The organism is Paenibacillus favisporus (assembly GCF_040545415.1).
GTDB classification, from domain to species: Bacteria; Bacillota; Bacilli; order Paenibacillales; family Paenibacillaceae; genus Paenibacillus_AQ; species Paenibacillus_AQ favisporus.
The window spans coordinates 424638-451582 of record NZ_JBEPLV010000001.1 but is presented as its reverse complement, the minus strand read 5'-3'; the positions used below and the strand labels follow the sequence as shown (position 1 = coordinate 451582).

At 56.6% G+C, this 26945-nt stretch carries 22 protein-coding genes; 1 reads left to right on the top strand and 21 read right to left on the bottom strand.

From position 1 onward, the window contains the following. Positions 1-13 precede the first annotated feature (13 nt). The 15 genes from pknB to ABID47_RS02035 form a co-directional block, all read right to left on the bottom strand. Positions 14-2197: a Stk1 family PASTA domain-containing Ser/Thr kinase gene (gene pknB / locus ABID47_RS02105; RefSeq protein ID WP_354494753.1), complete on the bottom strand. Its 2184-nt coding sequence runs from the start codon at positions 2195-2197 to the stop codon at positions 14-16. Continuing rightward, entirely contained in the window at positions 2194-2970 is a 777-nt protein-coding gene (locus ABID47_RS02100; RefSeq protein ID WP_076169939.1) for a Stp1/IreP family PP2C-type Ser/Thr phosphatase, read from the bottom strand. Before ABID47_RS02100 ends, pknB begins: the two co-directional genes overlap by 4 nt. 7 nt (positions 2971-2977) lie before the next feature. Continuing rightward, a complete protein-coding gene (rlmN, locus tag ABID47_RS02095) occupies positions 2978-4018 on the bottom strand; it encodes a dual-specificity RNA methyltransferase RlmN (RefSeq protein ID WP_076170163.1) in 1041 nt (346 codons plus the stop codon). 154 nt (positions 4019-4172) lie between these two features. Continuing rightward, positions 4173-5498, bottom strand: a complete 1326-nt coding sequence (gene rsmB, locus ABID47_RS02090) for a 16S rRNA (cytosine(967)-C(5))-methyltransferase RsmB (protein ID WP_435530595.1) — start codon at positions 5496-5498, stop codon at positions 4173-4175. A 56-nt stretch (positions 5499-5554) separates the two neighbouring features. Continuing rightward, the gene (gene fmt, locus ABID47_RS02085) at positions 5555-6487 is read right to left on the bottom strand and encodes a methionyl-tRNA formyltransferase (protein WP_354494752.1); all 933 of its coding nucleotides are present in this window, start codon (positions 6485-6487) and stop codon (positions 5555-5557) included. A gap of 6 nt (positions 6488-6493) precedes the next feature. Beyond that, entirely contained in the window at positions 6494-6976 is a 483-nt protein-coding gene (gene def / locus ABID47_RS02080) for a peptide deformylase (RefSeq protein ID WP_076169936.1), read from the bottom strand. Between the two features lie 87 nt (positions 6977-7063). Continuing rightward, complete coding sequence (priA, locus tag ABID47_RS02075; protein ID WP_354495674.1) at positions 7064-9601, bottom strand: primosomal protein N'; 2538 nt, start codon at positions 9599-9601, stop codon at positions 7064-7066. 5 nt (positions 9602-9606) lie between these two features. Continuing rightward, positions 9607-10833 carry a bifunctional phosphopantothenoylcysteine decarboxylase/phosphopantothenate--cysteine ligase CoaBC gene (coaBC, locus tag ABID47_RS02070; RefSeq protein ID WP_354494751.1) on the bottom strand — a complete coding sequence of 409 codons (1227 nt, stop codon included), beginning with the start codon at positions 10831-10833 and terminating at the stop codon, positions 9607-9609. Positions 10834-10996: 163 nt separating this feature from the next. Continuing rightward, positions 10997-11221 carry a DNA-directed RNA polymerase subunit omega gene (gene rpoZ, locus ABID47_RS02065; protein WP_076169934.1) on the bottom strand — a complete coding sequence of 75 codons (225 nt, stop codon included), beginning with the start codon at positions 11219-11221 and terminating at the stop codon, positions 10997-10999. Between the two features lie 45 nt (positions 11222-11266). Continuing rightward, positions 11267-11839 carry a guanylate kinase gene (gene gmk / locus ABID47_RS02060; RefSeq protein WP_116229595.1) on the bottom strand — a complete coding sequence of 191 codons (573 nt, stop codon included), beginning with the start codon at positions 11837-11839 and terminating at the stop codon, positions 11267-11269. Between the two features lie 16 nt (positions 11840-11855). Further along, positions 11856-12116: an extracellular matrix/biofilm regulator RemA gene (gene remA, locus ABID47_RS02055; RefSeq protein ID WP_006209218.1), complete on the bottom strand. Its 261-nt coding sequence runs from the start codon at positions 12114-12116 to the stop codon at positions 11856-11858. Between the two features lie 58 nt (positions 12117-12174). Beyond that, positions 12175-13071 carry a YicC/YloC family endoribonuclease gene (locus tag ABID47_RS02050; protein ID WP_116229594.1) on the bottom strand — a complete coding sequence of 299 codons (897 nt, stop codon included), beginning with the start codon at positions 13069-13071 and terminating at the stop codon, positions 12175-12177. Positions 13072-13106: 35 nt separating this feature from the next. Further along, positions 13107-14990: a bifunctional homocysteine S-methyltransferase/methylenetetrahydrofolate reductase gene (locus ABID47_RS02045; protein ID WP_354494750.1), complete on the bottom strand. Its 1884-nt coding sequence runs from the start codon at positions 14988-14990 to the stop codon at positions 13107-13109. Between the two features lie 211 nt (positions 14991-15201). Further along, positions 15202-16041, bottom strand: a complete 840-nt coding sequence (dapF, locus tag ABID47_RS02040) for a diaminopimelate epimerase (protein ID WP_145023716.1) — start codon at positions 16039-16041, stop codon at positions 15202-15204. A gap of 79 nt (positions 16042-16120) precedes the next feature. Continuing rightward, positions 16121-18916, bottom strand: coding sequence for a calcium-translocating P-type ATPase, SERCA-type (locus ABID47_RS02035; protein WP_192715663.1), 2796 nt, complete (start codon positions 18914-18916; stop codon positions 16121-16123). Between the two features lie 190 nt (positions 18917-19106). Here ABID47_RS02035 and ABID47_RS02030 point away from each other — a divergent pair, with 190 nt between their 5' ends. Next, positions 19107-20864 (top strand): Rqc2 family fibronectin-binding protein, encoded by a 1758-nt coding sequence (locus ABID47_RS02030; RefSeq protein WP_354494748.1) that lies wholly within the window; start codon positions 19107-19109, stop codon positions 20862-20864. Between the two features lie 165 nt (positions 20865-21029). On the opposite strand, the gene thrS is transcribed toward ABID47_RS02030, so the two are convergent. The 6 genes from thrS to ABID47_RS02000 form a co-directional block, all read right to left on the bottom strand. Beyond that, a complete protein-coding gene (thrS, locus tag ABID47_RS02025; RefSeq protein ID WP_354494747.1) occupies positions 21030-22946 on the bottom strand; it encodes a threonine--tRNA ligase in 1917 nt (638 codons plus the stop codon). Between the two features lie 438 nt (positions 22947-23384). Beyond that, positions 23385-24245: a PHP domain-containing protein gene (locus ABID47_RS02020; RefSeq protein ID WP_354494746.1), complete on the bottom strand. Its 861-nt coding sequence runs from the start codon at positions 24243-24245 to the stop codon at positions 23385-23387. Positions 24246-24306: 61 nt separating this feature from the next. Further along, a complete protein-coding gene (locus ABID47_RS02015; protein ID WP_145023706.1) occupies positions 24307-25212 on the bottom strand; it encodes a selenium metabolism-associated LysR family transcriptional regulator in 906 nt (301 codons plus the stop codon). A gap of 172 nt (positions 25213-25384) precedes the next feature. Next, positions 25385-25822, bottom strand: a complete 438-nt coding sequence (locus tag ABID47_RS02010; RefSeq protein WP_076169925.1) for a hypothetical protein — start codon at positions 25820-25822, stop codon at positions 25385-25387. A 316-nt stretch (positions 25823-26138) separates the two neighbouring features. After that, a complete protein-coding gene (locus tag ABID47_RS02005; RefSeq protein WP_094598855.1) occupies positions 26139-26402 on the bottom strand; it encodes a YlbG family protein in 264 nt (87 codons plus the stop codon). A gap of 36 nt (positions 26403-26438) precedes the next feature. Beyond that, a complete protein-coding gene (locus tag ABID47_RS02000; RefSeq protein ID WP_116231588.1) occupies positions 26439-26876 on the bottom strand; it encodes a YlbF/YmcA family competence regulator in 438 nt (145 codons plus the stop codon). Positions 26877-26945 lie beyond the last annotated feature (69 nt).

Sequence of the window (26945 nt, the reverse complement as noted above, 5' to 3'; positions counted from 1 at the left end):
GATGACACGTTGGTTATCTGTAAATGACGTTTTCGGTGTCGGGCCCCTTACCCTTGTCCTTACCTTTGCCCTTCCCCGGGTGGTCGTTCAGAAATCCGGTCTCGTCTGATCCTGGATCATCCCCGTTGCCGGAATCTCCCTGATCACCGGGATCACCCTCATGGCCCGGATCACCGGGATCCTCGCTTCCCATGGCCGGGAGTTCGATCGTCGGAACGGTGCCATTTCGTACATCGGTATACCGTACCGAATACGTATCGAACACCTGTCCGTCGCGAAGCACCGTAACGACGGCGTCCCTGTTCGGATCGACCACCAGATCGATCGGAAGCACCTGCGTCGTTTGGATCGTTTTCGTTCCCCAATCGACCGTTTTGCCTTCGGTATGGGCGTCCGAGTATTTGATCTGGATTTTCGTATTTTTGCCTTCCTCGACCGGAGCCACAGGCAGGTTCAGCGTATAGTTCAGGGCATCCACCGGGTAGCCTTTGCTTATCGTGAGCGTGATTTCGGCGTTTGGCGTAGCCTGGGTATTCGGGTCAAACGGGAACTGCTTGATGACTTTCCCTTTTTCCACCGTATAGCTGTCTTCCTCGACGACCCGCAGCAGCTTCAGGCCGTTTTTCTCGATCAGGTCCGTCGCTTCCTGCTGCGTTTTGCCGATTAGATCCGGCATTTTTATCGTTTCCTGGCCTTTGCTGACCACTAAAGTAATTTGCGTATTATCTGTATCGATTTCAGCATTGGCTCCCGGATCGGAGCTGATGATCAGTCCCTTTTCAACACTGTCGCTAAAATCCTCATCCTGCTTGATGTTATCGTCTTTGATACCCTTGGCAAGCAGCGCCTTTCTCGCATCGTCAAACGTCAGGTTCTTCACGTCAGGCATTGACACCTTCGGCTTCTCCGTGCTCACCGTCAGCTGAATCGCTGCGCCTTCTTTGACGACCGTGCCTTCCGGTCTGCTCTGCTCATAGACGATCCCTTCGCCGAAGTCCTTGTTATATTTACGGATGACAGGGTCATCCACCTCCAGCCCCTGATCGCTGAGAGCCTTGCGCGCCTGTTCCTCAGTCATGTTAATGACGCTCGGCACGGTGACGTTCGGCACGACCAGCTTCTGGTTGACGTACCACACCACACCGCCCAAAGCCAATAGAACGACCAGGGTCAAGCTGATCCACAGCGCCGCCCTGCCCGACTTTTTCTTCTTTGGCTTGCCTTTGGCGACCACCGGCTCGTCCGCCTCGTCATCGTCCTCCACGGCCTGCGCTTTCGCTCTCGAAATGGAGCGCGGCTGGGGCTTGATGGCTGGAATGACGCGGGTCCGATCCTCATCGTCCATATCGTCAAACTCGATCTTCGGCTCATTCCGGCGCTCCGGCAGCAGGCATGTCTCCAGGTCCTGAAGCATTTCCTTGGCCGACTGGTAACGCTCCTGCGGATTTTTGCGCATCGATTTCAAAATGATGTTCTCGACGCTCTGCGGAATGAGAGGATTCACCTCACGCGGCTCCTCGAACTCCTCTTGAAGATGCTTAAGCGCCACGCTGATCGGGCTCTCCCCCAAAAACGGCAGACGTGCGGTCAGCATCTGGTACAGTACGATACCAAGAGAATATAAATCCGACTTTTCCCCGGTCACCACGCCCTTGGCATGCTCCGGAGAAAAATAATGCACCGATCCGACCACCGAACCCGTCTGCGTAATTGTCGTCGACGTAACGGCACGGGCGATTCCGAAATCCGTTACCTTTACCCGGCCGTTGCGGCCGATCATAATGTTATGCGGCTTGATGTCCCGGTGGATGATTTGATTCTGATGCGCATGATCCAGCGCGTCGCAAATCTGCGAGGCGATTCGCACCGCTTCGTCCACCTGCAGGGGAGCCCGCTCCTTGATGATCTCGTCGAGATTATGTCCCTCGACGTATTCCATAACGATATAATGAATGTCGTCTTCCTGGCCCACATCATAAATGCTGACCACGTTCGAATGCGATAGCGAAGCCGCTGACTGTGCCTCCCGGCGGAAACGGCGAATAAATTCCTCATCGTGCACAAACTGTTGGCGCAGCACCTTAATGGCTACGTTCCTGCCCAATAAAATATCATGAGCTTTGTAAACGAGTGCCATTCCGCCGCCACCGATCCGCTCGATCACCTCATAACGACCGCCCAATTCGTGTCCGATCATGAATCCCACTCCTTTATGCTTTGCCCGGCGACTTCGTCTTGAAGTTCGAACAGGGCGACGGTAATGTTGTCATCGCCTCCGGCGAGAAGTGCCAGTTGAAGTAAACGGTCCGCTCTTTCTTCCAGCGGCAGCTCGCGGTTTCCGGATATTTGCCCGATGTGCTCGGAGCTGACCAGATCGCTTAAGCCGTCGCTGCACAAGAGCAGCACCTCTCCGGGGGAGAGGCTGATGGGATACAGGTCCACGGACACGTCGGCGTCCGTTCCAAGCGCGCGCGTAATCGCATTGCGCATCGGATGGACTTTCATATTCTCCAGGCTGATTTGTCCGCGTTTGTACAATTCATACACCAGTTTATGGTCTTCCGTTAATTGGACGACCTCGCCGCCGGCAACCTTGTAGGCCCGGCTGTCGCCGATATGTCCAATGTAGCCGGATTCCCCGCTCAGGAGCAGGGCCACGACCGTCGTTCCCATATTGTAAAATTCCTCGTGTTTGGAGGCCTCGGTATAAATCACATCATTGGCGTGCAGGATGGCGTCGCTAAGCGCGGCCTTCAGGCCTTCCGGCGAAATGCCCGATTCTAGCGAGGACAGGTCGCCCGTCATGGTTTCGACGGCCAGCCGGCTGGCCGTATCGCCTGCCTGATGCCCTCCCATGCCGTCAGCGACGATCCCGAGGGTATAGCCCTGCGGCAGCTGGCCGACCCATACCGAGTCTTCATTGACCGAGCGAACCCGGCCAACGTTACTGACATGAACAGTTTTGATCAAATTCCTCTCACCTCAACTCCATGTGCTTGGCCCGCAGCTGTCCGCAGGCAGCCGCGATATCGTGGCCCTGCTCGCGGCGGATCGTCACGTTCACGCCGCTATCGGCGAGAACCCGTTGAAACTGGAATATATCGTTACGGGACGTTCTGACATACTTCCGCTCCGGTACGTGATTGACCGGAATCAGGTTGACGTGGCACAGCATATCCTTGAGCACGTTCGCCAGCTCCTGGGCATGCTCCGGACGGTCGTTAACGCCGCCGATCAGCGCGTACTCAAACGTAATCCGCCGGCCTGTTTTGGCCAGGTAATAGCGAAGAGATTCCATAACATCCTCGAACGGATAACGGCGGTTCACGGGCATCAGCTTCGAGCGGAGCACATCATTCGGCGCATGAATGGAAATCGCCAGATTGATCTGGGTGTCCTCGTTTGCGAATTTATAAATGTTCGGCACGATGCCGCTCGTGGAGACGGTAATATGCCGCTGCCCGATGTTCAGTCCTTTTTCATGAATCATAATACGCAGGAACTTCATCGTCGCTTCATAGTTTTCAAAAGGCTCGCCCGAGCCCATGATAACGATGCTGCTGACGCGCTCCCCTTTCTCGTCCAGAATCTTCTGGGCCTGCACCACCTGGGCCACGATCTCCCCGGCCGTCAGGTTCCGCTTCAGACCGCCCAGCGTCGAGGCGCAAAAGGTGCAGCCGATACGGCAGCCGACCTGGGTCGTGACACAGATGCTGTTGCCGTAGCTATGCTTCATGATGACCGTTTCAATCGCATGGTCGTCATGCAGGCCGAACAGAAACTTGACGGTTCCGTCCTTAGATTCCAGCTTCGTAATTTCCTGCAGCGTCACAAACTGGAACTGGTCGTCCAGCTTTTTGCGGAGCTCCTTGGAGAGGTTCGTCATTTCGTCAAAGCTGTTGACCCGTTTGACGTAGAGCCAGTCAAAAATCTGGCCGGCGCGGAACGCGGGCTCGCCGTTTTCCTTCGCCCAATCTTGCAGGTCTTCCAAATTCAAATCATATATAAAAGGTTTCATCTTCACCACACCTGTCTTTTCATTCATATGCTTATTGTTTCTCATTCTTCCTATTTTAACACAAATAAAAGTAGCGGTAAAAGAGAAAACCCGCCAAGCTCGCGCCCGGCGGGTTACAGGAAGCAGCGGCTGCCCGTGCGGGCGGTCCGCTAGTTTAGGAGAGTCTCAGAATCCGTGCAATGTAAAATCCGTCGCTATGAAAATGCTGGGGCAAAATCTGTACGCCGCCGCCCCTCGGCAGCGCCGTGCCCAGCAGCCGTTCCCAGGCAGGGGGCGCATCCGGTGCTATGGCGAACTCCGGGTGGTTCCGCAGGAACCGCTCGACGTTCTCTTCGTTCTCCTGCGGCTCGATCGTACACGTGCTGTACACGAGAATGCCGCCGGGCCGGAGCAGAGCCGATACCGATTCCAGCAGCCGGTACTGCAGGGCCGCGATCTCCTCGATGTCCCCCGGGGTCTTGGCCCATTTCAGGTCCGGCTTGCGCCGGATAACGCCAAGGCCGGAGCATGGGGCATCCAGCAGAATGCGGTCGAAGGACGCCGCCGGATACCGTCGGGCCAGTTCCAGCGCATCGCCGGTTACCGGCTCGATGGCGTCCAGCCCGAGCCGCTCGGCCTGCTCGCGGATCAGCTTCTGCTTATGCTCGTGCAGATCGTTGGCGATGATTTTCCCCTCATCCCGCATGAGCTCAGCCATATGCGCCGTCTTGCCTCCGGGGGCGGCACAGCAGTCGAGCACCCTCATGCCGGGCTCGGGACCTACCGCATCCCCGACCAGCATCGAGCTCTCGTCCTGCACGGACAGCTGGCCGTCCCGGTACCAGCCGGTCAGGGCCATGTTGCCCCCGCTGCGGACGAGAATACCTTCCGGCGTAAGCGGAGACGGCACCGCGTCCATGCCTTTCTCCTCCATCTCGCCAAGCAGGCCGTCGCGGCTGATCATCGTCGTGTTCACCCGGACGCTGACGGCCGGAGGCTCGTTGTTCGCCCGGCAGATCGCCTCGGCCGCTTCTTCCCCGTACTGCCCGATCCAGCGCTGAACCAGCCATTCGGGATGGGAATGCTCCAACGCGATCCGTTCGGCCGGTCCGAGACTTTCCGGCAGAACCAGCTTGTCGGGACTGCGCAGCACGTTCCGGAGCACGCCGTTCACCATGCCGGAAATGCCTTGGTGGCCGCGGCGCTTGGCCAAGTTCACAGCCTCATTGACTACGGCATGGGAAGGTATGCGGTCCAGATAGATGATCTGATACAGACTGAGCCGCAGCAGGCTTCGCACCCAGGGCTGCAGCTTGCTCACGCCTTTGCTGACAAAGCGGTTCAGGAAATAATCCAGCGTGTTCATCCGGGAGATCGGACCGTACACGAGCTCGGTCGCAAGGCCGGCATCCTCGCGCGACAGGTTCGCGCGCTGCAGCGCAGCGTTCAGCTGCAGGTTGCTATAGGCGCCTTCCTGCTCCACGCGCGTCAGGATATCCATCGCCAGCTCGCGTGCCGAGGGCTGGCGGCCCTTCCGTTCTTGGGTTCCGCGTCCGCTCACTTCAGCACCGTCCCGGGCGTCATGCTGGTTCCCCGGATAAACTGCCCGGCATCCATCGCCTTCTTGCCGCTCGGCTGAATATCGGTCAGCCACAAGGCCCCGTCGCCGGTTTTCACTTCAATGCCCTCCTTTGTAAGCTGAAGGACCGTTCCCGGAGCCGCTTCCTTGGAGGCCTTCTCTCCTTTGCGGGAGCCCCAGACCTTGAACACGTCGTCGTTCCAGAACGTAAACGCCCCGGAAAAAGGCACCAGGCCGCGAATTTGATTGTAAATATCGCGCGTGGACTTGCTCCAGTCGATTTTCTCGTCCTCACGCTTCAGGTTCGGGGCGTATGTAGCCTGCGAGTCATCCTGCACCGTCACCGGTACGCCGCCTTCCAGCAGCCTCGGCATCTGTTCTTTGAGCAGCGCCGCCCCGGCGGTGCTCAGCTTCTCGAACAGTGTTCCCGAGGTATCCTCGTCGGTGATGGGTACCTCTACTTGGGCGATCATGTCGCCCGTGTCCAGCCCTTCGGCCATGTACATGAGCGTAATGCCCGTCACCGTCTCGCCATTGATGATGCAGCGCTGAATCGGTGCGCCGCCTCTGTATTTCGGCAAAAGCGAGCCGTGAACGTTGACGCAGCCCTTGGCCGGCAGATCCAGCACCGCTTTCGGCAAAATTTGCCCGTAAGCGGCCGTAACGATCAAATCGGGCTTGTAAGCCGCGAGCTCGCTTACCGCTTCGGGATTACGCATTCGCTGCGGCTGCAGCACCGGCAGACCGTGCTCAAGCGCCACTTCCTTGACGGGCGTCGGCATCAGCACCTTTTTCCGTCCCTGCGGACGGTCCGGCTGCGTGACGACGGCCACGACGTTATAGCCCTCCGCAAGCAGCATGCGGAGACTGGGAACGGCAAACGCGGGCGTCCCCATAAAAACGATATTCATCAGGCATTACTCCTTTCCGGCGCGTTCCGGCGTATACTCATACACTCTTTCTGCAATGTCGGTAAACAGCACGCCGTCCAAATGATCGATTTCGTGCTGGAAGCAGCGGGCCAGCAGGCCGGTGCCCGTAATCGTCACTTCCTTGCCGTTCTCATCCAGCCCTTTCACCGTAACCTGCTCGGCACGGCGCACGTCACCGTTTAATCCGGGAATGCTCAGGCAGCCCTCCGGGCCGAACTGCTCGCCATCCTTGGCTACGATTTCCGGATTGACCATCTTGATGAGGCCGTGCTCATCGCCGACATCGACGACAATCAGTCTCTTCAAAATGCCGACCTGCGGCGCGGCCAGGCCAACGCCCTCCGCGTCGTACATCGTGTCCGCCATGTCGTTCAGCAGCTTTTTGACATTAGGGGTAACTTCTTTCACTTCTTTAGCGGTTTTATGCAAAACCTCATCCGGTTCTTTCACAATAATTCGGATCGCCATGCTGACACCTTCCTTATCGGGTTCAAATATTCATTGTTGGTTATTCATCCATGATTCCATATGATGACGGTACGCCGCTTAGGGCTGCTACATCAGCATTTGCGGGTCTACATCGATACTGATTTGAAGCTTCGGATTCTGCGCGGTATCCTCGAGCTGCTCGGCGGCTTCCCTGACCAGGCCGACAGCGTCGATGGTCCCACGCCATTTTATCATACATTGAAATCTGTATCTATTTTTTATCCGGGGCACAGGAGATGCCACCGGCCCGAGCACGTCAAAAGCGTCCGAGGTCAGCCTGTCCAGGCTGCCGTACCAGCCCTTCTGCCGTGCTTTGCCCTGGAGGACGGAGACCATGTTCTCCGCCATCCGGACGAGAAACGGCAGCTGCTCATGCGACAGCGTGACCAGAATCAGCCGGCAGTACGGCGGATAGTGCAGGTTCCGCCGATGCTTCAGCTCCTCCCGGACAAACGAATCGTAATCATGCCCGCTGGCGTGAATAATCGAATAATGATCCGGCGTATAGGACTGGATCATGACCTCCCCTGGCAGCTGGTGGCGGCCGGCGCGGCCGGCTACCTGGGTCAGCAGCTGGAACGTCTTCTCTGCGGCCCGGAAATCCGGCAGGTTGAGCGCCGAGTCGGCCGTAATGACGCCGACCAGCGTTACGTCCGGAAAGTCGAGCCCTTTGGCCACCATCTGGGTGCCCAGGAGCACGTCCGCTTTTTTGTCCCGGAACTGCTTCAGCAGCTTCTCGTGCGATCCCTTCTCCGTCGTGGTATCCACGTCCATCCGGATCACCCGGATCCCCGGAAACAGCTTCGCAAGCTCTTCCTCAACGCGCTGTGTACCGGTGCCGAAATAGCGGATATGCTCGCTTCCGCATTCCGGGCACACGGACGGCGCCGGCTCGGCATAGCCGCAGTAATGGCAGCGGAGGTTGTTCGATTTCTGATGGTACGTGAGCGAAATGTCGCATTCGGGGCAGCCGGCGACGTAGCCGCAGCTGCGGCACATGACGAACGTGGAGTAGCCGCGCCGGTTGAGCAGCAGCACGGTCTGCTCCTTGCGTTCCAGCCGGGCCGCAACCGCCTGATGCAGCGAACGGCTGAACATGGAGCGGTTGCCTTCTTTTAATTCTTCCCGCATATCGATGATTTGTACTCCCGGCAGCTCATTGCCGAGCGCACGGGCTTTCATCTCGAGCAGCATTGGCGCAAACTCGTCATTTGCCTGCGATCTGGCGGCATGGTAGCTCTCAAGCGAAGGCGTCGCCGAGCCCAGAATGACCGCCGCGCCGTGCTGCATCGCCCGCTGAACGGCCACGTCCCGGGCATGGTATTTCGGGCTTTCTTCCTGCTTGTACGACGTTTCATGTTCCTCGTCCATAATGATGAGCCCGATCTTGGCAAACGGCGCGAACACCGCCGATCTGGCGCCGATGGCGACGGCCGCCCGGCCTTCGCGGATTTTACGCCATTCGTCGTAGCGTTCCCCGCCCGACAGGCGGCTGTGCATGACGGCGACCTGGTCGCCGAAGCGCCCTTTGAACCGTTCCACCATCTGCGGCGTCAGCGAAATTTCCGGCACGAGCACGATGGCCTGCCGGCCCTGCTCAATGCAGCGCTGGATGCTCTGCAGGTAGATTTCGGTCTTCCCGCTGCCTGTAACCCCATGCAGCAGAAACACCCCGTGCCGCTGCGCATCGAGCACCGAGACAATACGGTCATAGGCGTTCTGCTGCTCCGCGGTCAGCGGCAGCGGATCGCTTGGCTTAAACCAGCGCCCCCGGTAAGGGTCCCTGAACGCTTCTTTGTCTTCAATCGTAATGTAACCTTTATCCGCCAGCCCTTTCACGGTCGCGGCCGACACCTGCATCGTCGCCAGGACATCCTTCAGCGCAAGCGGAAGCATCTCTTTCATTTCCACAATAAACTGCAGCACCTCACGCTGACGCTGTGCTTTCGGCGCGAACGACGCCAGCGCGGCCTCCGCTTCGTCCGGTGTTACCGCCAGATCGACGGCTTTCAGCGTCTTGATCTGCAGCTTGTCCTTGATGGATTGGTTTTCCTGCAGCACGCCCCGGCGCAGCAGCGATTTGATCACCGGTGCGCTGTCCGGAAACTGCCTGCTCAGCTGCTTGGAGGTGACCTCACCCTTTTTTTCGACGAAATCAAGAATCGCCCGCTCGCCGCTGGAAGGCTCCAGTTCCAATTCGAACAAGCCGCCGGAATACAAATCCTCAGGCTCCTTCGGCTGCGGGGTTCCGAGCGAGATAAACCGTTCGGCCTTGCCCTTGAGGGCCGTAGGCACCATGACCTGAAGCGCCGTAATCATCCGGCAGGCATACCTGCGGCTCATCCACCCGGCCAGTTCCACCAGCTCTTCGGACAGCGGCGGAATGACGTCCAGCACTTCCTGGATGGCCTTAAGCTTCATGCCGGCAGCCGCCGGCTCCGGCTCAAGGCCGACCACGAATCCCTGGACCGTGCGGTGGCCGAACGGCACACCGACCCGGCTTCCCACCTCGATCCATGCCCGCATGGATTCGGGAATGAGATAATCAAAGGGACGGTCGGTATCACGCACCGGGACGTCGACGATCACCTTTGCCACACGCATCTCCATCAGGACAAAGCCCCGTTCATCCGGGCCGCAGCGATCGTCAGCAGGCGCCGGGCCACTTCGTCCTTGGTCATTACGGGCATTTGTTCGACCAGTCCGCCGGCATCGTACACCTGAACGATGTTGGTATCGGATCTGAAGCCGGCTCCCTCCGCCGTTACGTCATTGGCCACGATCAGATCGGCGTTTTTCCGTTTCAGCTTATCCTGGGCATATTTCTCCACATCATTCGTCTCAGCTGCGAATCCGATCAAAAACTGCTTTGTCTTCGTCTTGCCGAGCTCCTCCAGAATATCCACCGTTTTGACGAGCTCGAGCGTCATCGTATCCCCCGACTTTTTCATTTTGCTTGCGGCCGTCACCTTCGGACGGTAATCCGCGACAGCCGCCGCCTTGATGACCAGGTCGCTGTCCTCCCAATGTTCCAGCACCGCCCGGTACATATCCTCGGCGGACTGGACTTTCACCGCGTCCACGTCCGAAGGGGGCTCAACGTCCGTATGGCCGTAAACGACATGCACCTCCGCGCCCATGTCTTTGGCGGCCTTGGCGATGGCAAACCCCATTTTCCCGGAAGAATCATTGGTGATGTAACGCACCGGGTCGATCCGTTCAACCGTTCCGCCCGAGGTGACGATGACCTTTTTCCCGCGGAGCAGACCCTGCCCTTGTACGGATTCATTGTGAGACGCAAAAAAGCGCTCCACCACCTGGACGATCGTTTCCGGCTCCTCCAGCCGTCCCTTGCCCACATAGCCGCAGGCAAGCAGTCCTTCGCCGGGCTCGATCATCATCACGCCCCGGGACTCGAGCAGCCGCATGTTGGCCTGAACCGCCGGATGGGCATACATATGCACGTTCATGGCCGGTGCGATCATGACCGGCGCCTCGGTCGCGAGCAGCGTCGTCGACAGCATGTCGTCCGCCAGACCATGGGCCATTTTCGCGATCATATTGGCTGTAGCCGGTGCGATGAGAACGAGGTCGGCCTCATCGGCCAAATGGATATGGGAGACAACGGATGGATCGCGCTCATCGAACGTGTCGCTGTATACCGGATTTTTGGACAGACTCTGAAAGGTCAGCTCCGTAATAAACTGCTTCGCCGATTCCGTCATGATCACGTGGACATCTGCGCCTTTTTGCACCAGCTTGCTGCACAGACTGGCCGCCTTGAACGCCGCGATTCCACCCGTCACGCCGAGCACGATGGTTTTGCCGGTTAACATACGATTTCCCCGCTTTCCGTTTCATTTAGATAGAGAAAAAAATACAACCTTGCGGTTGTATCTGGAAGACGTCTATACGCTCTTGCTGCAAACTTAATATGAGTTCTTGTTTTTAGACCTGCCGCATAACAGCAGAAAAAGCCCCGTCCCGGGAAGAACAGGCTTACGCCTTATTCTCATCCCGTTCGGCGACCGGTTCCGGAATCACCCGAATCATATCCCCATAAATCTCCTCAAGCGCCACGCCCACGTATTTGTGGGATCTTGGATGCTTCAGGTCGGTCTTTGCGCCCTCGCGCAGCTGTCTCGCACGGCGGGAGGCCGCGACGACCAGCGAGTATTTACTGTCGACTTTATTCATCATTTCATCAATCGATGGGTACAACACTTGGCGACACCTCTTTTATTATTCTCAAATGGCTGCTGTCTTCGTTTATTTCTTGATTTTACAATGTTCGGCGATAATAATCGATTCTATTCGTTTGCAGGCGCAATCAATCTGATCATTAACCACCGCATAGTCATAATGCTGCATCAAATTGATTTCGTCAACCGCCACCGTCATGCGGTGGTCGATCGTCGCCTGGTTCTCCGTACCTCGCCCGATGATCCGGTCCTTAAGTTCGTCCAGAGAAGGCGGCAGCAGGAAAATAAATACCCCCTCGGGAAACTTCTGTTTGACCTGAAGGGCACCCTGTACCTCAATTTCCAGAATAATATCGTTTCCGCTCTCCAGCGTCTTCTCTACGAAATCGCGCGGCGTTCCGTAATAGTTCCCCACGTACTCCGCATACTCCAGGAGCTGGTCGTTCTGCATCATATCCAGAAACTGGTCACGGGTTTTGAAAAAATAATTAACCCCGTTCACTTCTCCCTGGCGCGGACTCCGTGTCGTCGCCGATACCGAATAGACCAAATCCGGCAGCTTCCCGCGCAGCGCGCTGCACACGGTTCCTTTACCGACCCCGGAAGGTCCTGACAATACAAACAATATTCCTTTTGACATATTACTCCCCATCTTGTTATTCGTCATTATCGTCATCTTTGCTGGACAGGCGATGAGCCACCGTCTCCGGCTGCACCGCCGACAGGATGACATGGTCGCTGTCCGTAATGATTACGGCGCGCGTCCTGCGCCCATAGGTCGCATCGATCAGCATGTGGCGATCTCTTGCTTCCTGAATAATCCGCTTAATAGGCGCTGATTCGGGGCTTACAATCGAAATGATACGGTTAGCCGATACAATATTCCCGAAGCCGATGTTAATGAGTTTGATTGCCATATTCAGGTTCTTCCCCCTATTCATTTGACTCTCTCCTGTTTTCTGTCGAAATTGTGCCTTACTCTATATTGGCCAGTTGCTCTCTAATTTTTTCCAGCTCCGCTTTCATTTCGACAACACGGTTTACCAGAGTCAGATGATTGGCCTTGGATCCAATCGTATTGACTTCCCTGTTCATTTCCTGAATCAGAAAATCGAGTTTTCTTCCGACCGGTTCATCCGCACGAAGTAATCCTTTGCATTGCTCAAAATGGCTGTGCAGACGTATCAATTCCTCATCGATATTGCAGCGGTCTGCAAAAATAGCAATTTCCATGCCAAATTTATGTTCATCAAAAGCAAACGAACCGTCATTCAGTTCAGTCAGCCTTTGTCTGAGCTTATTGCGGTATTCTTCGACTACGCTGGGTGCGAGCTGTACCATTTCTCCGTGAAGCTTCTCCAGCCGGTTCAGGCGCTGCTCCACATCACGGGCAAGGAAGCTTCCTTCAGAAGTCCTCATCGCGACGAGTCCTTCCATGGCCCTTACAAGACCTTCTTCAAGCACGCGTCCCCACTCTTCAGGCTCCGGATCCTGGTTTGTCCCGACTTCCTCGGGTGTCAGAAACACGCCCGGCAGGGACAGCAGATCTCTTACCGTCAATTCGCCGTTCAGGCCATGCCTCTCGGATACCTCACGCGCCGCCTCCATATAAGTATTGACGGCTTTATGATTTAACAAAACAGGCGGAGCGGTATTCTCTTCCGCCTCCTTGTTAATAAAGACATCGATCCGGCCGCGCTTGACAAACCGCTGTACCGTTCTTCTCAAAGGGTCCTCAAAGCGTGTCCATTCACGCGGCAGGCGTATGACCACTTCGCAGTATCGGTGGTTCACGGATTTCACTTCAATTTCCACTTTATACCCTCCGAAATGAAGGGCGGATTGACCGTAACCGGTCATGCTGAAAGACATCGGCACCACATCCATTACACTATTGTAATTGATAACTATCTGTGAAACAAGGGGGGCTGCCGGCGTCCGGATTTCTCCCACACATGGCTGATGAGCTGGGCGCTCATGTCATACAGCATAAACGGCGTCATTAAGTAAATTCCGTTAAAATGCTCCATCGCCACGTCGAGCAGCTCTTTGGCAATGGCAACCCCCATGGCTCTTCCTTCTTCGCCTTCCAGGCCGCTCATCCGGCGGCGCACATCGTCCGAGAGCTGGATTCCCGGCACCTCGTTGTGCAGGTATTCCGCATTGCGCCCGCTCGCCAGCGGCATGATGCCGAGGAAGATCGGAATGTCGAGGTGGCTCGTTGCTTCCTTCAGCGCGCGGATCAGCTCCGGATCGTACACCGGCTGGGTCATGATATAATCGGCGCCGGCAGCGATTTTACGTTCCAATCGCAGCACGGCTTTATCGAGATGCTTCCCGTGAGGGTTAAACGCCGCACCGACGACGAAGTTCGCCTTTTGCTTGAGCGGCTTGCCGGAGAAAGCGATTCCCTCATTTAACTGCTTGATCATTCGTATAATCTCAAAAGAAGTCAAATCGTATACGGAGCTCGATCCCGGCAAATCGCCGAAGCGTGCGGGGTCGCCCGTGACAGCCAGCACGTGATCGATGCCAAGGGCGTCAAAGCCCATAAGGTGCGACTGCGTTCCGATCAAGTTGCGGTCCCGGCAGGCGATGTGCACCAGCGGGCGCAAACCGGTCTCCGCCTGCACCAGATGGCCGAGAGCCATGTTGCTCATCCGCGTAACCGCAAGCGAGTTGTCAGCGAGGGTCAGCGCGTCCGCCCCGGCATCCTTCAGCACCTGCGCCCCCTTCATAAATTTGGCGATATCCAAATCGCGCGGAGGGTCCAGCTCCACGATGACGGTGTGACGCTCTTTGACGAGGTCGACCAGGTTCGGGCTGCCCCCTTTGCCTTCACCGTCGCCGTCTGGCGCGAGATGTTCATGGATTTCGATCGGGGCAGGGACGATGTCAATCGGCCCATACGTAATCGGCTGCGGCTCGTACCCCTGAAGCGCGGACGAAATCGCCGCGATATGTGCGGGCGTCGTCCCGCAGCAGCCGCCGATGATCCGGGCGCCGAGATCGGCGAATTTCACCGCCATCTGGCCGAAATAATCCGGCTTGGCCCCGTACTGATATTCCCCATCCACATAATCGGCGACCCCGGCATTCGGATACACCGACATCGGCACGGACAAGTGGCCGCCGAGGGTCTTCATCGCGCTCATGATGCCGTTAGGGCCCGTGCGGCAGTTGAAGCCGATCACGTCCGCGCCCTGCTGCTGCATCATCCGGAACGCTTCCGGCATCGTATAGCCGTCCAAGGTCCGGGCTACGTCCTCAACCGCGAACTGGCAGATGACCGGCAGCGGGCTGAGCTTGCGCACGATAGACAAGGCCAGATACAGCTCTTCCACATCGTAGAAGGTTTCGAGCAGGATGCCGTCCACTCCTTCCTGAAGAAGGGCCTGAATCTGCTGCTCGAAGTATTTCTTAAGCTCGGCCGTCGAGACGTTGGTCCGTTTGCCGCCGCGGATGGAACCGATGGCTCCGACCACATAGCCGGCGGAACCCGCTACTTCCCGTGCAATCCGGACACCCGCCCGGTTGATATCCTCCACCTTCGACTCCAGGCCGTATTTGGACAGCTTGTCGAAGTTGGCCGAAAACGTATTGGTCTCAATGATTTGAGCCCCGGCTTCCACATAACGCCGGTGAACATCCTTGATGACCTCCGGTGAGGTCAGGTTCAGTTCTTCATAGGAAATTCCCACAGGAAAGCCCATTTGATATAGAAAAGTGCCCATCGCTCCGTCGCCGATCAGCACCTGTTGATCCCACGCTTGACGCAAATCCGGTTTCATGTTGGCTCCTCCACCCCGAAAAAGTAGTTTCACATTAATGTATCATAAATCGGCGCACAAGATAAGTCATAGAATCCTCCAGTTATTTTACTAGAGTCGGATTTGGACGATCTGCGCCCCCAAGAAGCAGGAAAGCCCGGCGGATCGTATCCGCCGATACGCTCCCCGGGCTATTAAGGTGTTAACGCAGGTTTTTCAAAAGTCCGGGCGATTAAACGTCCTGAACGCTTCCCGTATACACGACAGCCGCAGGGCCTGTCATATAGACGTGGTTGTCTTTCTCGCTCCACTCGATGAACAGGTCTCCGCCTTTCAGCCGGATCGATGCCGACCGGTCGGTTAAACCGTTCAGCACGGAGGATACGAGGGTTGCACACGCCCCGGTTCCGCAGGCCAGCGTCGGACCGGCGCCGCGCTCCCAGACGCGCATGTCCACGGTACCGCGGTCCTTCACGGTCGCGAATTCGACGTTCACCTTTTTCGGGAATACCGGATGCACTTCCAGCTTTGGTCCCCAGGTGGCGAGGTCGAAGTTCACCGCATCGTCCACATAAATGACACAGTGCGGATTGCCCATCGACACGGCCGTAAACCGGAACTGCCGGCCGTCAGCCTCGATCGGCGCATCCACGACCGGGTTCGCGTCAATCGTCGTCGGTACGCTCAATCCGTCGAGCACGGGCTCGCCCATATCCACCGTGACGGTGGCGGCCAGGCCGTTGTCCACATGGATCGTTACCGGCTGCACGCCGGCTCCAAGCGTTTCGATCGTAATTTGCTCACTGCTGACATAGCCGTGGTCGTACACGTATTTTGCCACGCAGCGGATGGCGTTGCCGCACTGCTCCGCTTCCGAGCCGTCTGAGTTGATGATGCGCATGCGGAAATCCGCCTTCTCCGACGGCAAAATATATACCAGTCCGTCCGCTCCGATGCCGAAATAGCGGTCGCACCATTTCAAGGCGAGCTCTGCCGCGTTGTCCGGCAGAGCCTTCTCGCCGTAGATAACGATAAAGTCGTTCCCGAGTCCGTGCATTTTTGTAAATTCCATGGATGGTGCCACTCCTTTGTTATGCTAGCTTTTTACTGTCCACTAGCATACCTCAAAGGACCGGGCCGTGCTATTGACTTTATGCAGAAATGTTTGTACTTTTCGCCACGAGGCGGCCGCTTCCCCGCCGCTTGTTGCGTCTTCCGCCCCATACGCTGCCGATGCCCATCAGGAAGGTCGGCACGCCGGCGCCGACGATCGTAATGCACCATTCGCGGAAGCCGAGCGGCACCGTTTTAAAGATCGGCTGCAGTGGCTCGATGTACATGACGCCGAGCATGAGCAGAACCGAGGACAGCACCGCCAGTACCAGGTACTTGTTTTGCAGCGGGTTGCGGTGGAAGATCGATCTGGAGCTCCGGCAGTCGAACACGTGGATGAGCTGGGCCATAACGAGCGTGGCGAAAGCTACCGATTGGGCTTTGGTGACCTGAGCGGCGTTGTGCGGATCCACGCGGAGGGTGAGCCAGAACGCGCCGAGCGTGCACAGACCGATCAGGAAGCCGCGGCTGATGATCTTCCATCCCAGCCGGCGGGCGAATATATTCTCTTTGGCCCCGCGCGGCTTGTGCTCCATGAGGTCCTTCTCCGGCTGATCCACGCCAAGGGCCATCGCCGGCAGGCCGTCGGTCACGAGGTTGACCCACAAAATCTGGATCGGCAGCAGCGGCAGCGGCAGGGCGAGCATCATCGCAAAGAACATCGTCAAGATTTCGCCGACGTTCGATGCAAGCAAATACCGGATGAATTTACGGATATTCTCATAGATGCTCCGGCCTTCCTCGATCGCCGCCACGATCGTCGAGAAGTTGTCGTCGCTCAGGATGAGCGCCGATGCTTCCTTGGTGACGTCGGTACCGGTAATGCCCATGGCAATGCCGATGTCGGCCGCCTTGATGGCCGGCGCATCGTTGACTCCGTCGCCGGTCATGGCGACGACATGGCCTTTGCGCTGCAGCGATTTGACGATGCGGAGCTTATGCTCAGGCGACACGCGCGAGTACACGTACACGTTGTCGACCTTCGCATCGAGCTCCTGGTCGTCGATCTGCGACAGCTCCTGGCCGGACATGGCTTCGCCTCCGCGCGGCATAATGCCAAGCTGCTGGGCGATCGCCTCGGCAGTCGTGCCATGGTCGCCGGTGATCATCACCGTCTTGATGCCAGCCCGGCGGCAGGTGCTGATCGCATCGCGCACTTCGCGGCGCGGCGGATCGATCATGCCGGCGAGGCCGACGAAGACGAGCTGGCTCTCGGCGTCCGCTTCGCTGTCCAGTGAATCATGCGGGCGCAGGTCGCGGTATGCCGTCCCCAGCACGCGAAGCGCGGAGGAAGCCATCTCTTCGTTGGCGGCAAGCACCTTCTGCCGGAGCGTGCCGGTAAACGGCACAACGTTGCCTTCCCACAATATATAAGTGCACTGGTTCAACAGCACATCGGGCGCGCCCTTAGTGCATAAAATTTTGCCGCCCTGGTGGCTCACCACGACCGACATCAGCTTCCGTTCGGAATCGAACGGAAATTCCTTATCCCGCTGATACAGTGCCGACAAGGACTGCGTCGTCATCCCCATTTTGGAAGCGAGGGTAATGAGCGCCCCTTCGGTCGGATCCCCTTTCAGCTCCCATACCGGGCCTTGAGGCTCCTCCTTGCCTTTGCGCTTGCCGCGCGACTCCGGAGCCGCCGTTTCGTAAATTTCCGCGTTGTTGCACAGCGCGCTGATCTGGAGCAGCCTGCGCAGCCCCTGGTCGTTCTTCACGTCGACCGGCTTCTTCTCTTCGAGGATTTGTCCGGTCGGCGCATAACCGTCTCCGGTGACCTCCAGGCTTCTTCCCCCAACCCATACGCGCGTAACGGTCATTTTGTTCTGCGTCAGCGTTCCGGTTTTATCGGAGCAGATGACCGACGCGCAACCCAGCGTTTCGACCGACGGCAGCTTGCGGACGATCGCTTTCCGTTTGATCATCCGCTGCACGCCGAGCGCCAGCGCCACGGTCACGATGGCAGGCAGGCCCTCGGGGATCGCCGCAACAGCCAGGCTGACGCCGGCCAGGAACATGCCGACGGCAGGCTGTCCATGCAAAATTCCGGCAACGACGACCATGACCGTAAGCCCCAGCGACAGAATGATGAGCATTTTGCCGAGCTGCTCCAAGCGGTGCTGAAGCGGCGTTTCCTGCGAGTCTGTATTTTGGATCAGATCGGCGATTTTCCCCATTTCCGTATCCATGCCGGTGCGCACAACAACGCCTTTGGCGGTCCCCCGCGTCATCATGGTTCCCATGAAGCCGGTGTTCTTCTGATCGCCAAGGGGCACGTCCGCTTCTTGAATAGGCTGGGCATGCTTGCCTACCGGCACCGATTCTCCGGTCAGCGCGGATTCTTCAATATAACAGCTGCTCGTTTCCAGCCAGCGGACATCGGCGGGCACACGGTCTCCGCTTTCCAGCAGAACGACGTCCCCGGGAACGAGCATTTTGGCCGGCACCTGAACTACCTTGCCTCCCCGAAGCACCTTCGCTCCCGGAGCGGACAGCTGCTTCAGCGCGCGCAGGGAGCGTTCCGCCTTGAACTCCTGGATGAAGCCGAGGACCCCGTTCAGCAAAATGATGGCGATAATGGTGATGGCGTCCAGGTATTCGCCTAGGAGGCCCGAAACCAGCGTTGCCCCCATCAGCACCAGCACCATGAAATCTTTAAATTGGTTCAGAAATAAGGCCAAAGGAGAAATACGCTTTCCTTCCGAAAGCTCGTTCCATCCGTTCTTCTTCCGTCTTTCCTCCGCCTCTTCTTCCGAAAGGCCCTGCTGCGGGTGAACGCCGAGGACATGCTGCAGTTCTTCCGCGTCCAACTGATGCCATTTTTTTTGTTCCATAGCTTCCCTTTCCCTCCCGGTCTTTGTGCGCTGCGGGTGTTCAACAGCTTTTCCACCTGTTCTATCGTAAATGTATTCGGACAGGGCCTAAAATATCACAAGCCTGGCCTCTTAAGTTTTTGGCCAAACTATGGCATCATAGTATGGAGGCAATCGTAACCAAGTACAGCGTAAAGATGGGAGATACACTATGGCATTAGATGGAATCGTAACGCGGGCCCTTGTCCATGAGCTGCAAAGCATTCAGGGCGCCCGGATCAGTAAAATATACCAGCCCAACGATCACGACCTGCTCTTTCACCTCCGGACCCGGGAGGGCAACGCCAAGCTGCTGCTGTCGGCCAACCCGACGTATCCGCGGGTGCACTTCACCGAGCGAAGCTTTCTGAATCCGCAGGAGGCGCCGATGTTCTGCATGCTGCTGCGCAAACACTGCGAAGGAGGCATCATCGAAGACATCCGGCAGGTTGGAATGGAGCGGATCATTCATATTACCGTCAGACAGCGGGATGAGCTGGGGGACGTCTCTTCAAAGCAGCTCATCATCGAATTGATGGGCCGGCACAGCAACATTATTTTGTCAGACCCTTCGAGCGGGACGATCCTGGACGGCATCCACCATGTCACCCCGAGCATCAGCAGCTATCGGGTCATCATGCCGGGCTTTTCCTATACGGAGCCTCCGCAGCAGCATAAGCTGAATCCGCTTGAGGTTACAGGAGAGCTATTTGCACAAAAATATACCGAGGAAGCGGACGCCGAACCGATTTCGTGGATCGTGGATACGTTCAGCGGCGTAAGCCCGCTGGTTGCGCAGGAGATCGTGCACCGCGCCGGCCTTCAGTCCTACTCGGAAGAAGGGCCCGAAGCTGGCGAAGCACGCCGAAGCGCCCTATGGAACGCCTTTACCGGGCTGATGGACAGTGTCAGACAGCAGGCGTACCAGCCGATGTCGGGAGCGAACGCCAAGGGGAAAATGGTTTTTTCCGCCGTCGATCTGACGATGATTCAGGAAGAGGTCAAACGCTATCAATCCATCAGCACATGCATGGAGGATTATTACGGTGAAAAAGCCGAGCGCGACACCGTCAAGCAAAAAACGAGCGATCTGCTTCGTTTCCTGCACAATGAGCGCGCCAAAAACATTAAAAAGCTGGACCACCTGCACGCCGATCTGGAGGAAGCCGCCGATGCGGACCAGTACCGGATTTACGGCGAGCTGCTGTTTGCCTCCCTGCATACGATTGCAAAGGGGGACAAGGAGGCGGTGCTGACCAACTTCTATGACGAGGACCAGAAGGACGTGACGATTCCGCTGGACCCGCTGCTCAGCCCTTCCGATAACGCCCAGCGGTATTTCAAGAAATATAATAAGTACAAAAATAGTCTGGCCGTCATCGACGAACAGCTTGCTATAACGAAGGAAGAGATCCGCTACATGGACGACCTGCTCCAGCAGCTGGCCCATGCATCCATGAACGATATCGACGAAATCCGTGAGGAGCTCGTTCAGCAGGGATATCTCCGCGACCGCAGCAAAAAAACACGCAAAAAGAAGAAAAACGACCGCCCTACGCTGCATGTATTCACATCATCCGAGGGCATCGAAATTTACGTAGGCAAAAACAACCTGCAGAACGAATACGTGACCAACAAACTGGCCAGCGGAAGTGATACGTGGCTGCACACCAAGGATATCCCCGGGTCCCACGTCGTCATCCGCAGCAGCCAGTTCGGGGACCAGACCCTGGAGGAAGCCGCCCAATTGGCCGCTTACTTCAGCCAGGCCAAGGAATCCAGCAGCGTGCCGGTCGACTGCACCCTGATCCGCCATGTGCATAAGCCGAGCGGCGCCAAACCGGGCTTTGTCATTTATGATCACCAGCGGACGCTGATCGTCACGCCTGACGAGGAATTGATCAAGTCGCTTCCGAGCGTCATTAAATAATCATACAAAGCTTGAGATTTCAGAATTATAGAAAGAATGCGGTTGAACAGTGCTCAATGAACGTCCGTAAGCTTCAGCACCCATAATAGAAAAGGCTATATCCTCCGTTCCTAAGAGCGGGTGGGATACAGCCTTTTTTGATGTCTTCCTGATTTATTGTCCCGTTTATTTCTCCCGGATTTCCCGGTTTAAGCGCTCGATGATGTCCGGCAGCTGCTGCATGCCAAGATCCCCTTCGCCCCGCTTGCGGACCGCCGCTGCCCCCGCTTCCTGCTCGCTCTTGCCGACGACGAGCACGTACGGCACTTTTTCCAGCTCGGCTTCGCGGATTTTATAGCCCAGCTTCTCGTTTTTGGCGCTGACCTCAACCCGGATGCCCTCTTTCGCAAGCGACTGCTTAACCTGATAAGCATAATCCAGATCGTGCTCGGATACCGGGACGACCTTGGCCTGGACCGGTGCCAGCCACAGCGGAAAAGCTCCCGAGTAATGCTCCGTCAGAATGCCGATGAAACGGTCGATGGAGCCGTAGACGGCGCGGTGAATGATGACCGGGCGATGCTTCTGGTTGTATTCACCGACATAGCTGAGACCAAACTTCTCCGGCATTTGAAAATCGAGCTGGATCGTCCCGCACTGCCAGCTGCGCTTCAGGGCGTCGAGAATATGAAAATCGATTTTCGGACCATAGAAAGCTCCGTCCCCCTCGTTCAGACGGTATTCGATCCCCCGCCGCTCCAGCACGCTGCGCAGCGACTGCTCGGCCTGCTCCCACAGCTCATCCGAGCCCATGGAATCCTCCGGCCGCGTCGACAGTTCGATCCGGTAAGAGAAGCCGAATATGGCGTACATATGGTCGATCAGGTCGATGACGCCGGCGATTTCCTCCTCGATTTGGTCAGGTCTGACAAAGAGGTGTGCGTCATCCTGGCAAAACGTCCGCACACGCATCATACCGCTCAGCGCGCCCGAATACTCGTGGCGGTGAACCTGTCCGAACTCGGCCAGCCGGATCGGCAGCTCGCGGTAGGAGCGAAGGCCGCTTTTGAAAATCAGCATATGCCCCGGGCAGTTCATCGGCTTCAGCGCATATTCCGTCTCGTCCACTTGGGTAAAATACATGTTGTCCTTGTAGTGATCCCAGTGCCCGGATTCCTCCCACATCCGCTTGTTCATCATAAGCGGGGTGCGGACCTCTTCATATCCTCTAGCGGCGTTCAGCTCACGCTCCAGCTTCTCCAGCTCGTTGCGGATGGTCATGCCTTTAGGGAGGTAAAACGGCATGCCCGGCGCTTCCTCCGAAAACAGAAACAACCCCTGCTCCTTGCCCAGCTTGCGATGGTCGCGCTTCTTCGCTTCCTCGAGCATGTGAAGATGCTCGTCAAGCTGCGCCTTTTTGGGGAAGGCGGTGCCGTAAATCCGCTGCAGCATCTTGTTGTCCGAGCTTCCGCGCCAATAGGCTCCGGCTACGCTCAGCAGCTTGAACACTTTGATTTTACCCGTGGAAGGAAGGTGCGGTCCTCGGCACAGGTCCACGAACTCCCCCTGCTCGTAAATCGTAATTTCGGCGTCCTCGGGCAGGTCCCGAATAAGCTCAAGCTTCAGCGGCTCCTGCAGCTGCGCGAACAGGTCCAGCGCTTCCTTCCGGCTGACCGCCTTCCGCCGGATCGGCAGATCCTCTTCCGCGATCCGCTTCATTTCCCGTTCAATCCGGGACAAATCATCGCTCGTCAGCGGGCTTGGAAGATCCATGTCGTAATAAAATCCGTCCTCGATGACCGGCCCGATCCCCAGCTTGACGGAAGATGCTCCGAATATACGCTTCACGGCCTGCGCCAATAAATGCGCTGTGCTGTGCCGGTACACCTCGATCCCGTCCGGACTGTCCACCGTCACGATTTCAATGCTGCTGTCCTGCTCAACCGGCGTGCTGAGATCCACCAGGATCCCGTCAATTTTGCCTGCTGCGGCATTTTTCACGAGGCTGCTGCTGATCGATTCGGCGATGCTCTCCAGCCGGACGCCCTGCTCGAATGCTCTTACCGAGCCGTCCGGCAGCTTGATTTGTATTTCCTTGTTCATGTTCTTCCCTCCGTCAAATTCGGTCTATTTGGTGAACGCAAAAAAACGCATCTCATCCCAAGGGACGAGTGCGTTCAGCTCGTGGTTCCACCCTAATTCGACCTGCATCCGACGGTTCATCCGAACACGTACATATGCAAAGGTCCTTATTAAGCATCCGATATCGGGGATTAACCGGTTCCTTCTACTGCCGCGAATTGGACAGCGGGTTCAAAGGGACGGCTGCAAAGGGGTAATTTCTGAACCGGTGTCAGGAGAAGCTTGCACCACTCACTTCTCTCTCTGGGCAGTCCTGGATCGAAATCATGTCTTTGGTCATCGCCTTACATGTTAGTGCTTGTTGCTTGGTTCAACATTATAGTACGGCCCGCAAGCCCGGCGCAAGCCCCATTTTCCAATTTTGCAAAAAAAGGTTAAAACTCGCCCGGGCACCTATGACTATTTTGTTCCCCGCTGAAGCTGTTCCAATACGGTCACCGGGATCGTACGGCTGCCGATATCGCCATGGAAGACGACGCCCTGCCGTTCCCCGTGAAAATCGGAGCCCGCCGTGACGATCAGTCCATGCTCATCAGCCATCCTCAGGTACCGTTCCTCATCGGCCGGGCCGTGGTCGGAATGGTAGACTTCGATTCCGGCAAGTTTCGCTTCCCTAACAATCCGTTCCACCAGCGCGTCATCGCCGTAGATCCCCGGATGGGCCAGCACTGGCGTTCCGCCGGCTTCCCGGATCCAGTTGCAGGCATCCGCAGGTGTGATCCGCGGAACGGATACATAGGCAGGCGCATCCTCGCCTAAATAGCGGTTAAAGGCGTCCCGCATGTCAGAGGCATAGCCCTTCTTGACCAATACGTCGGCCATATGCGGCCGCCCGACGCTTTCATCCGGCTTCAGCTCGCGCCCCAGCCCGGCAATGACCTCCTCGAGCGTGATGGAAATTCCAAGCTGCTGCAGCTTGGCGATCATCTGATCGTTACGCCGTTCCCGGGTCTGTCTCAGCTCGGCGAGATGGTTCAAAAACGGCTCATGTGTTATGTCGATGTAATAGCCCAGCACGTGTATATCCTTACCGCCGGCACGGGTGCTGATTTCGACGCCGGGAACGACGGTGATGCCGAGCCGCTGCCCGGCTTCCAGTGCTTCCGGAATGCCTCCCACGGTGTCATGGTCGGTAATCGCCACGGCCGCGAGTCCCTTCCCGTGGGCGATCCGGACATTCTCCGAGGGTGGCTGCATCCCGTCGGAAGCCGTCGTATGCGTATGCAGGTCACCGTATTTCTGATCTGTGGACAAGTCCATTCCTCCTTCACTCATTCAGCGTCTTAAGCTGTGTAATATTCTTTTAACTGTCGGCTTGGCCCTATTCCCCCTGCTGCTCCTGCTGCTGTTTAAGAAAATTCAGAAAGGTCACGGCAGACAGCGGAAGCAGGGTGGATTTCAAATGAATGGCATAAAACTGCCGCTTAAATTCGGCGTCTCGGATCGGAATGATGGTAACCAGGTTCAGTGCGGTTTCATGCTTGACCGAGGCCGGCGACAGCATCGTAATGCCGAAACCGGCCTCGACGGCGGATTTCACCGCTCCCGTGCTGCCAAGCTCCATCGCGGTCTGCAGGCTTTGTGGATCGATCCCCTTGTGGATCAGCACACTTTCCATCACCTGGCGCGTGCCCGACCCTTTTTCCCGCAGCACAAACGGATAGGCAAGCACTTCCTCCAGCTCGACCGATTCCCGCTCGGCCAAGGGATGGCCGATAGGCACGATCAGCTTCAGCTCGTCCTGCATGACGGGATCGATGACCATATCCGGATGGTGGATCGTCGCCTCGATCAGGCCGAAATTCAGCTGATGCTTCGTAATCTCTTCGATGATCTGTGTGGTGTTCATCACTTTCATCATAATGCTGATGTGCGGATACTGCTGTCCAAACGGACCGAGCAGCCGCGGCAGGAAGTATTCGCCGATCGTGAGGCTGGAGCCGAGCTGAAGCCGGTCCTGCAGCATATGGGTATGCGATGCCATCGCATTGTCCGTTTCCTTGACCAGGGCGATGCTCTTTGCCGCATACGGCAAAAGGGTGATCCCCGCTTCGGTCAGCTCGATCTTCTTCGTGGAGCGGATCAGCAGGCGCGTCCCGAAATATTCCTCCAGGGACTGAATCTGCATCGTAACGGCCGGCTGGGTCATGTGCAGCGCGCTCGCCGCCGCCGAGAAGCTCCCACGTTCCGCCACGGTATAAAAAATGTGGAGCTGGTGAAAATTCATGGCATGCTCTCCCCCTCGTCGTTCTTATATTGTATCCGATTCGGCCGTGAACCACCAACGCCGTTTAACATTTTCAGCGGCAGGTAAAGTCTGCGGAACCCGGCACATGAATCAACAAAAATGAGCATGGCTTCCCGGAGGGGGAATCCATGCTCACGCTTACAAAACGCGGTTATTTCCGCTTGCGAGTATTTTTAATCAACGTCATTCTCCGCGAATGGCGCAGCCAGGAATAATAAGACTTCAGGTCCCTCAGCTCGATCGTCTCCGACATTTTGCCAAGGAACGTCACGATAATCATCTTGTGCAGCGGATTTCCGCTGATGTCGGTTTCCCCTTCGATCTCCGCAAATTCCGCGACGACGACAAGATCCTCGTCAATCAGGTAAACGTCCTTCTCATTCCGGTAGTAGGGAGCGATCCGGCCCTGCTTCAGGCACTCCCACATCCATGCGGCTATATCATCTATACTATGGATATCACTATGAATCCGGTCGTTGTACCTTGTCTTCGCATGATGGGTAATGACGATGTCGGCCACCCGCTTATCCCCTAAGGTCACAAAAAAAGGTTCATAGGTGCTCCATCTTTCCATCCCTTTGTCGCGCATGGACTATCACTCTCCACTACATAGGACTTTGTATCTATGTATTTATGCCTATTATATTACATCATTACCACGTTCTTCACAAGCTCCAAACTACGTATCCCGGCATATTTTCATATACGGAAAAGAGGACCGTCGTATCTACACCGTTTCTTTCCGCTCCAATCGGATAATTTCCTTGCCGGATTCACTGGCTTTGCCGGCGCTGAAGCCGGAAGCCATGGTCTAAAAAAAGAAGCAGCCGAATTCGGCTGCTTCCTGACCATACGATAACTTTCCAGGTGGGATTGAAACTGATGACAGGCAGATGAACCTCCTACTATAAGCCATAAAATCTGGTCTTATCCGGTACGTCGCTCGAATATTCCGTTTTGATCTCGTTGCGGTAGGAGCGTTCGATTTTACGCACATAGGAAAGGCGCCGGATATTTTTGGCTACTTCCTCGGCCCGGTCCGCATTCACGTACATGACGACATAGTGCATCCGGCGAGATATATAGTGAACGGTCCCGTACTTCTCCAAATTCCGCGCTGCCTTGATATCGCTAACCCAAATGATATACCCCGTCCGTTCTGCAAACATGATTTTCCCACCTCACTTATACTGGCTCTCTATATTTTACCCGCCGCAGGAGCATTTGCCCCCGCCGCCGCATCCTTTCAGATGCGAATCGTTGCCCGGCACCTTGATCGTTTCCGATACGGAATAAGCGATCATTTCGGACATTTGGTGCAGCATGTCATCCAAGTTCTGCTCGGCCAGCTTGAAGCGTCTCACTTCCTCGAACTGCTCCAGCTGCTTCTCCACGGCCTTGACCTCATCCTTTGCACTGTGGTAATTCGGATGGAAATGGCCGAAACGCTGGGTCTCTTCGAAAAGCTCCTTCTTCTTCGCCAGAAGCCGGACAAGCTCCTGTACGGCCGGATTGCTGCCAACCTGCTGCTTCCAATATAAATAATCGGACACCTCAACCGACTGATTGATCATATCGCCTAATTCATAGGCGTTCATCAGCACGGCTGCCATGTCGACCGTGTTGATCTCCGATACGCTCATGAACTTCATCCCAATTCTATAAGAATGTTCTCCTCCGTCTGGAGTAGACTCTTTTATCATATCATAACC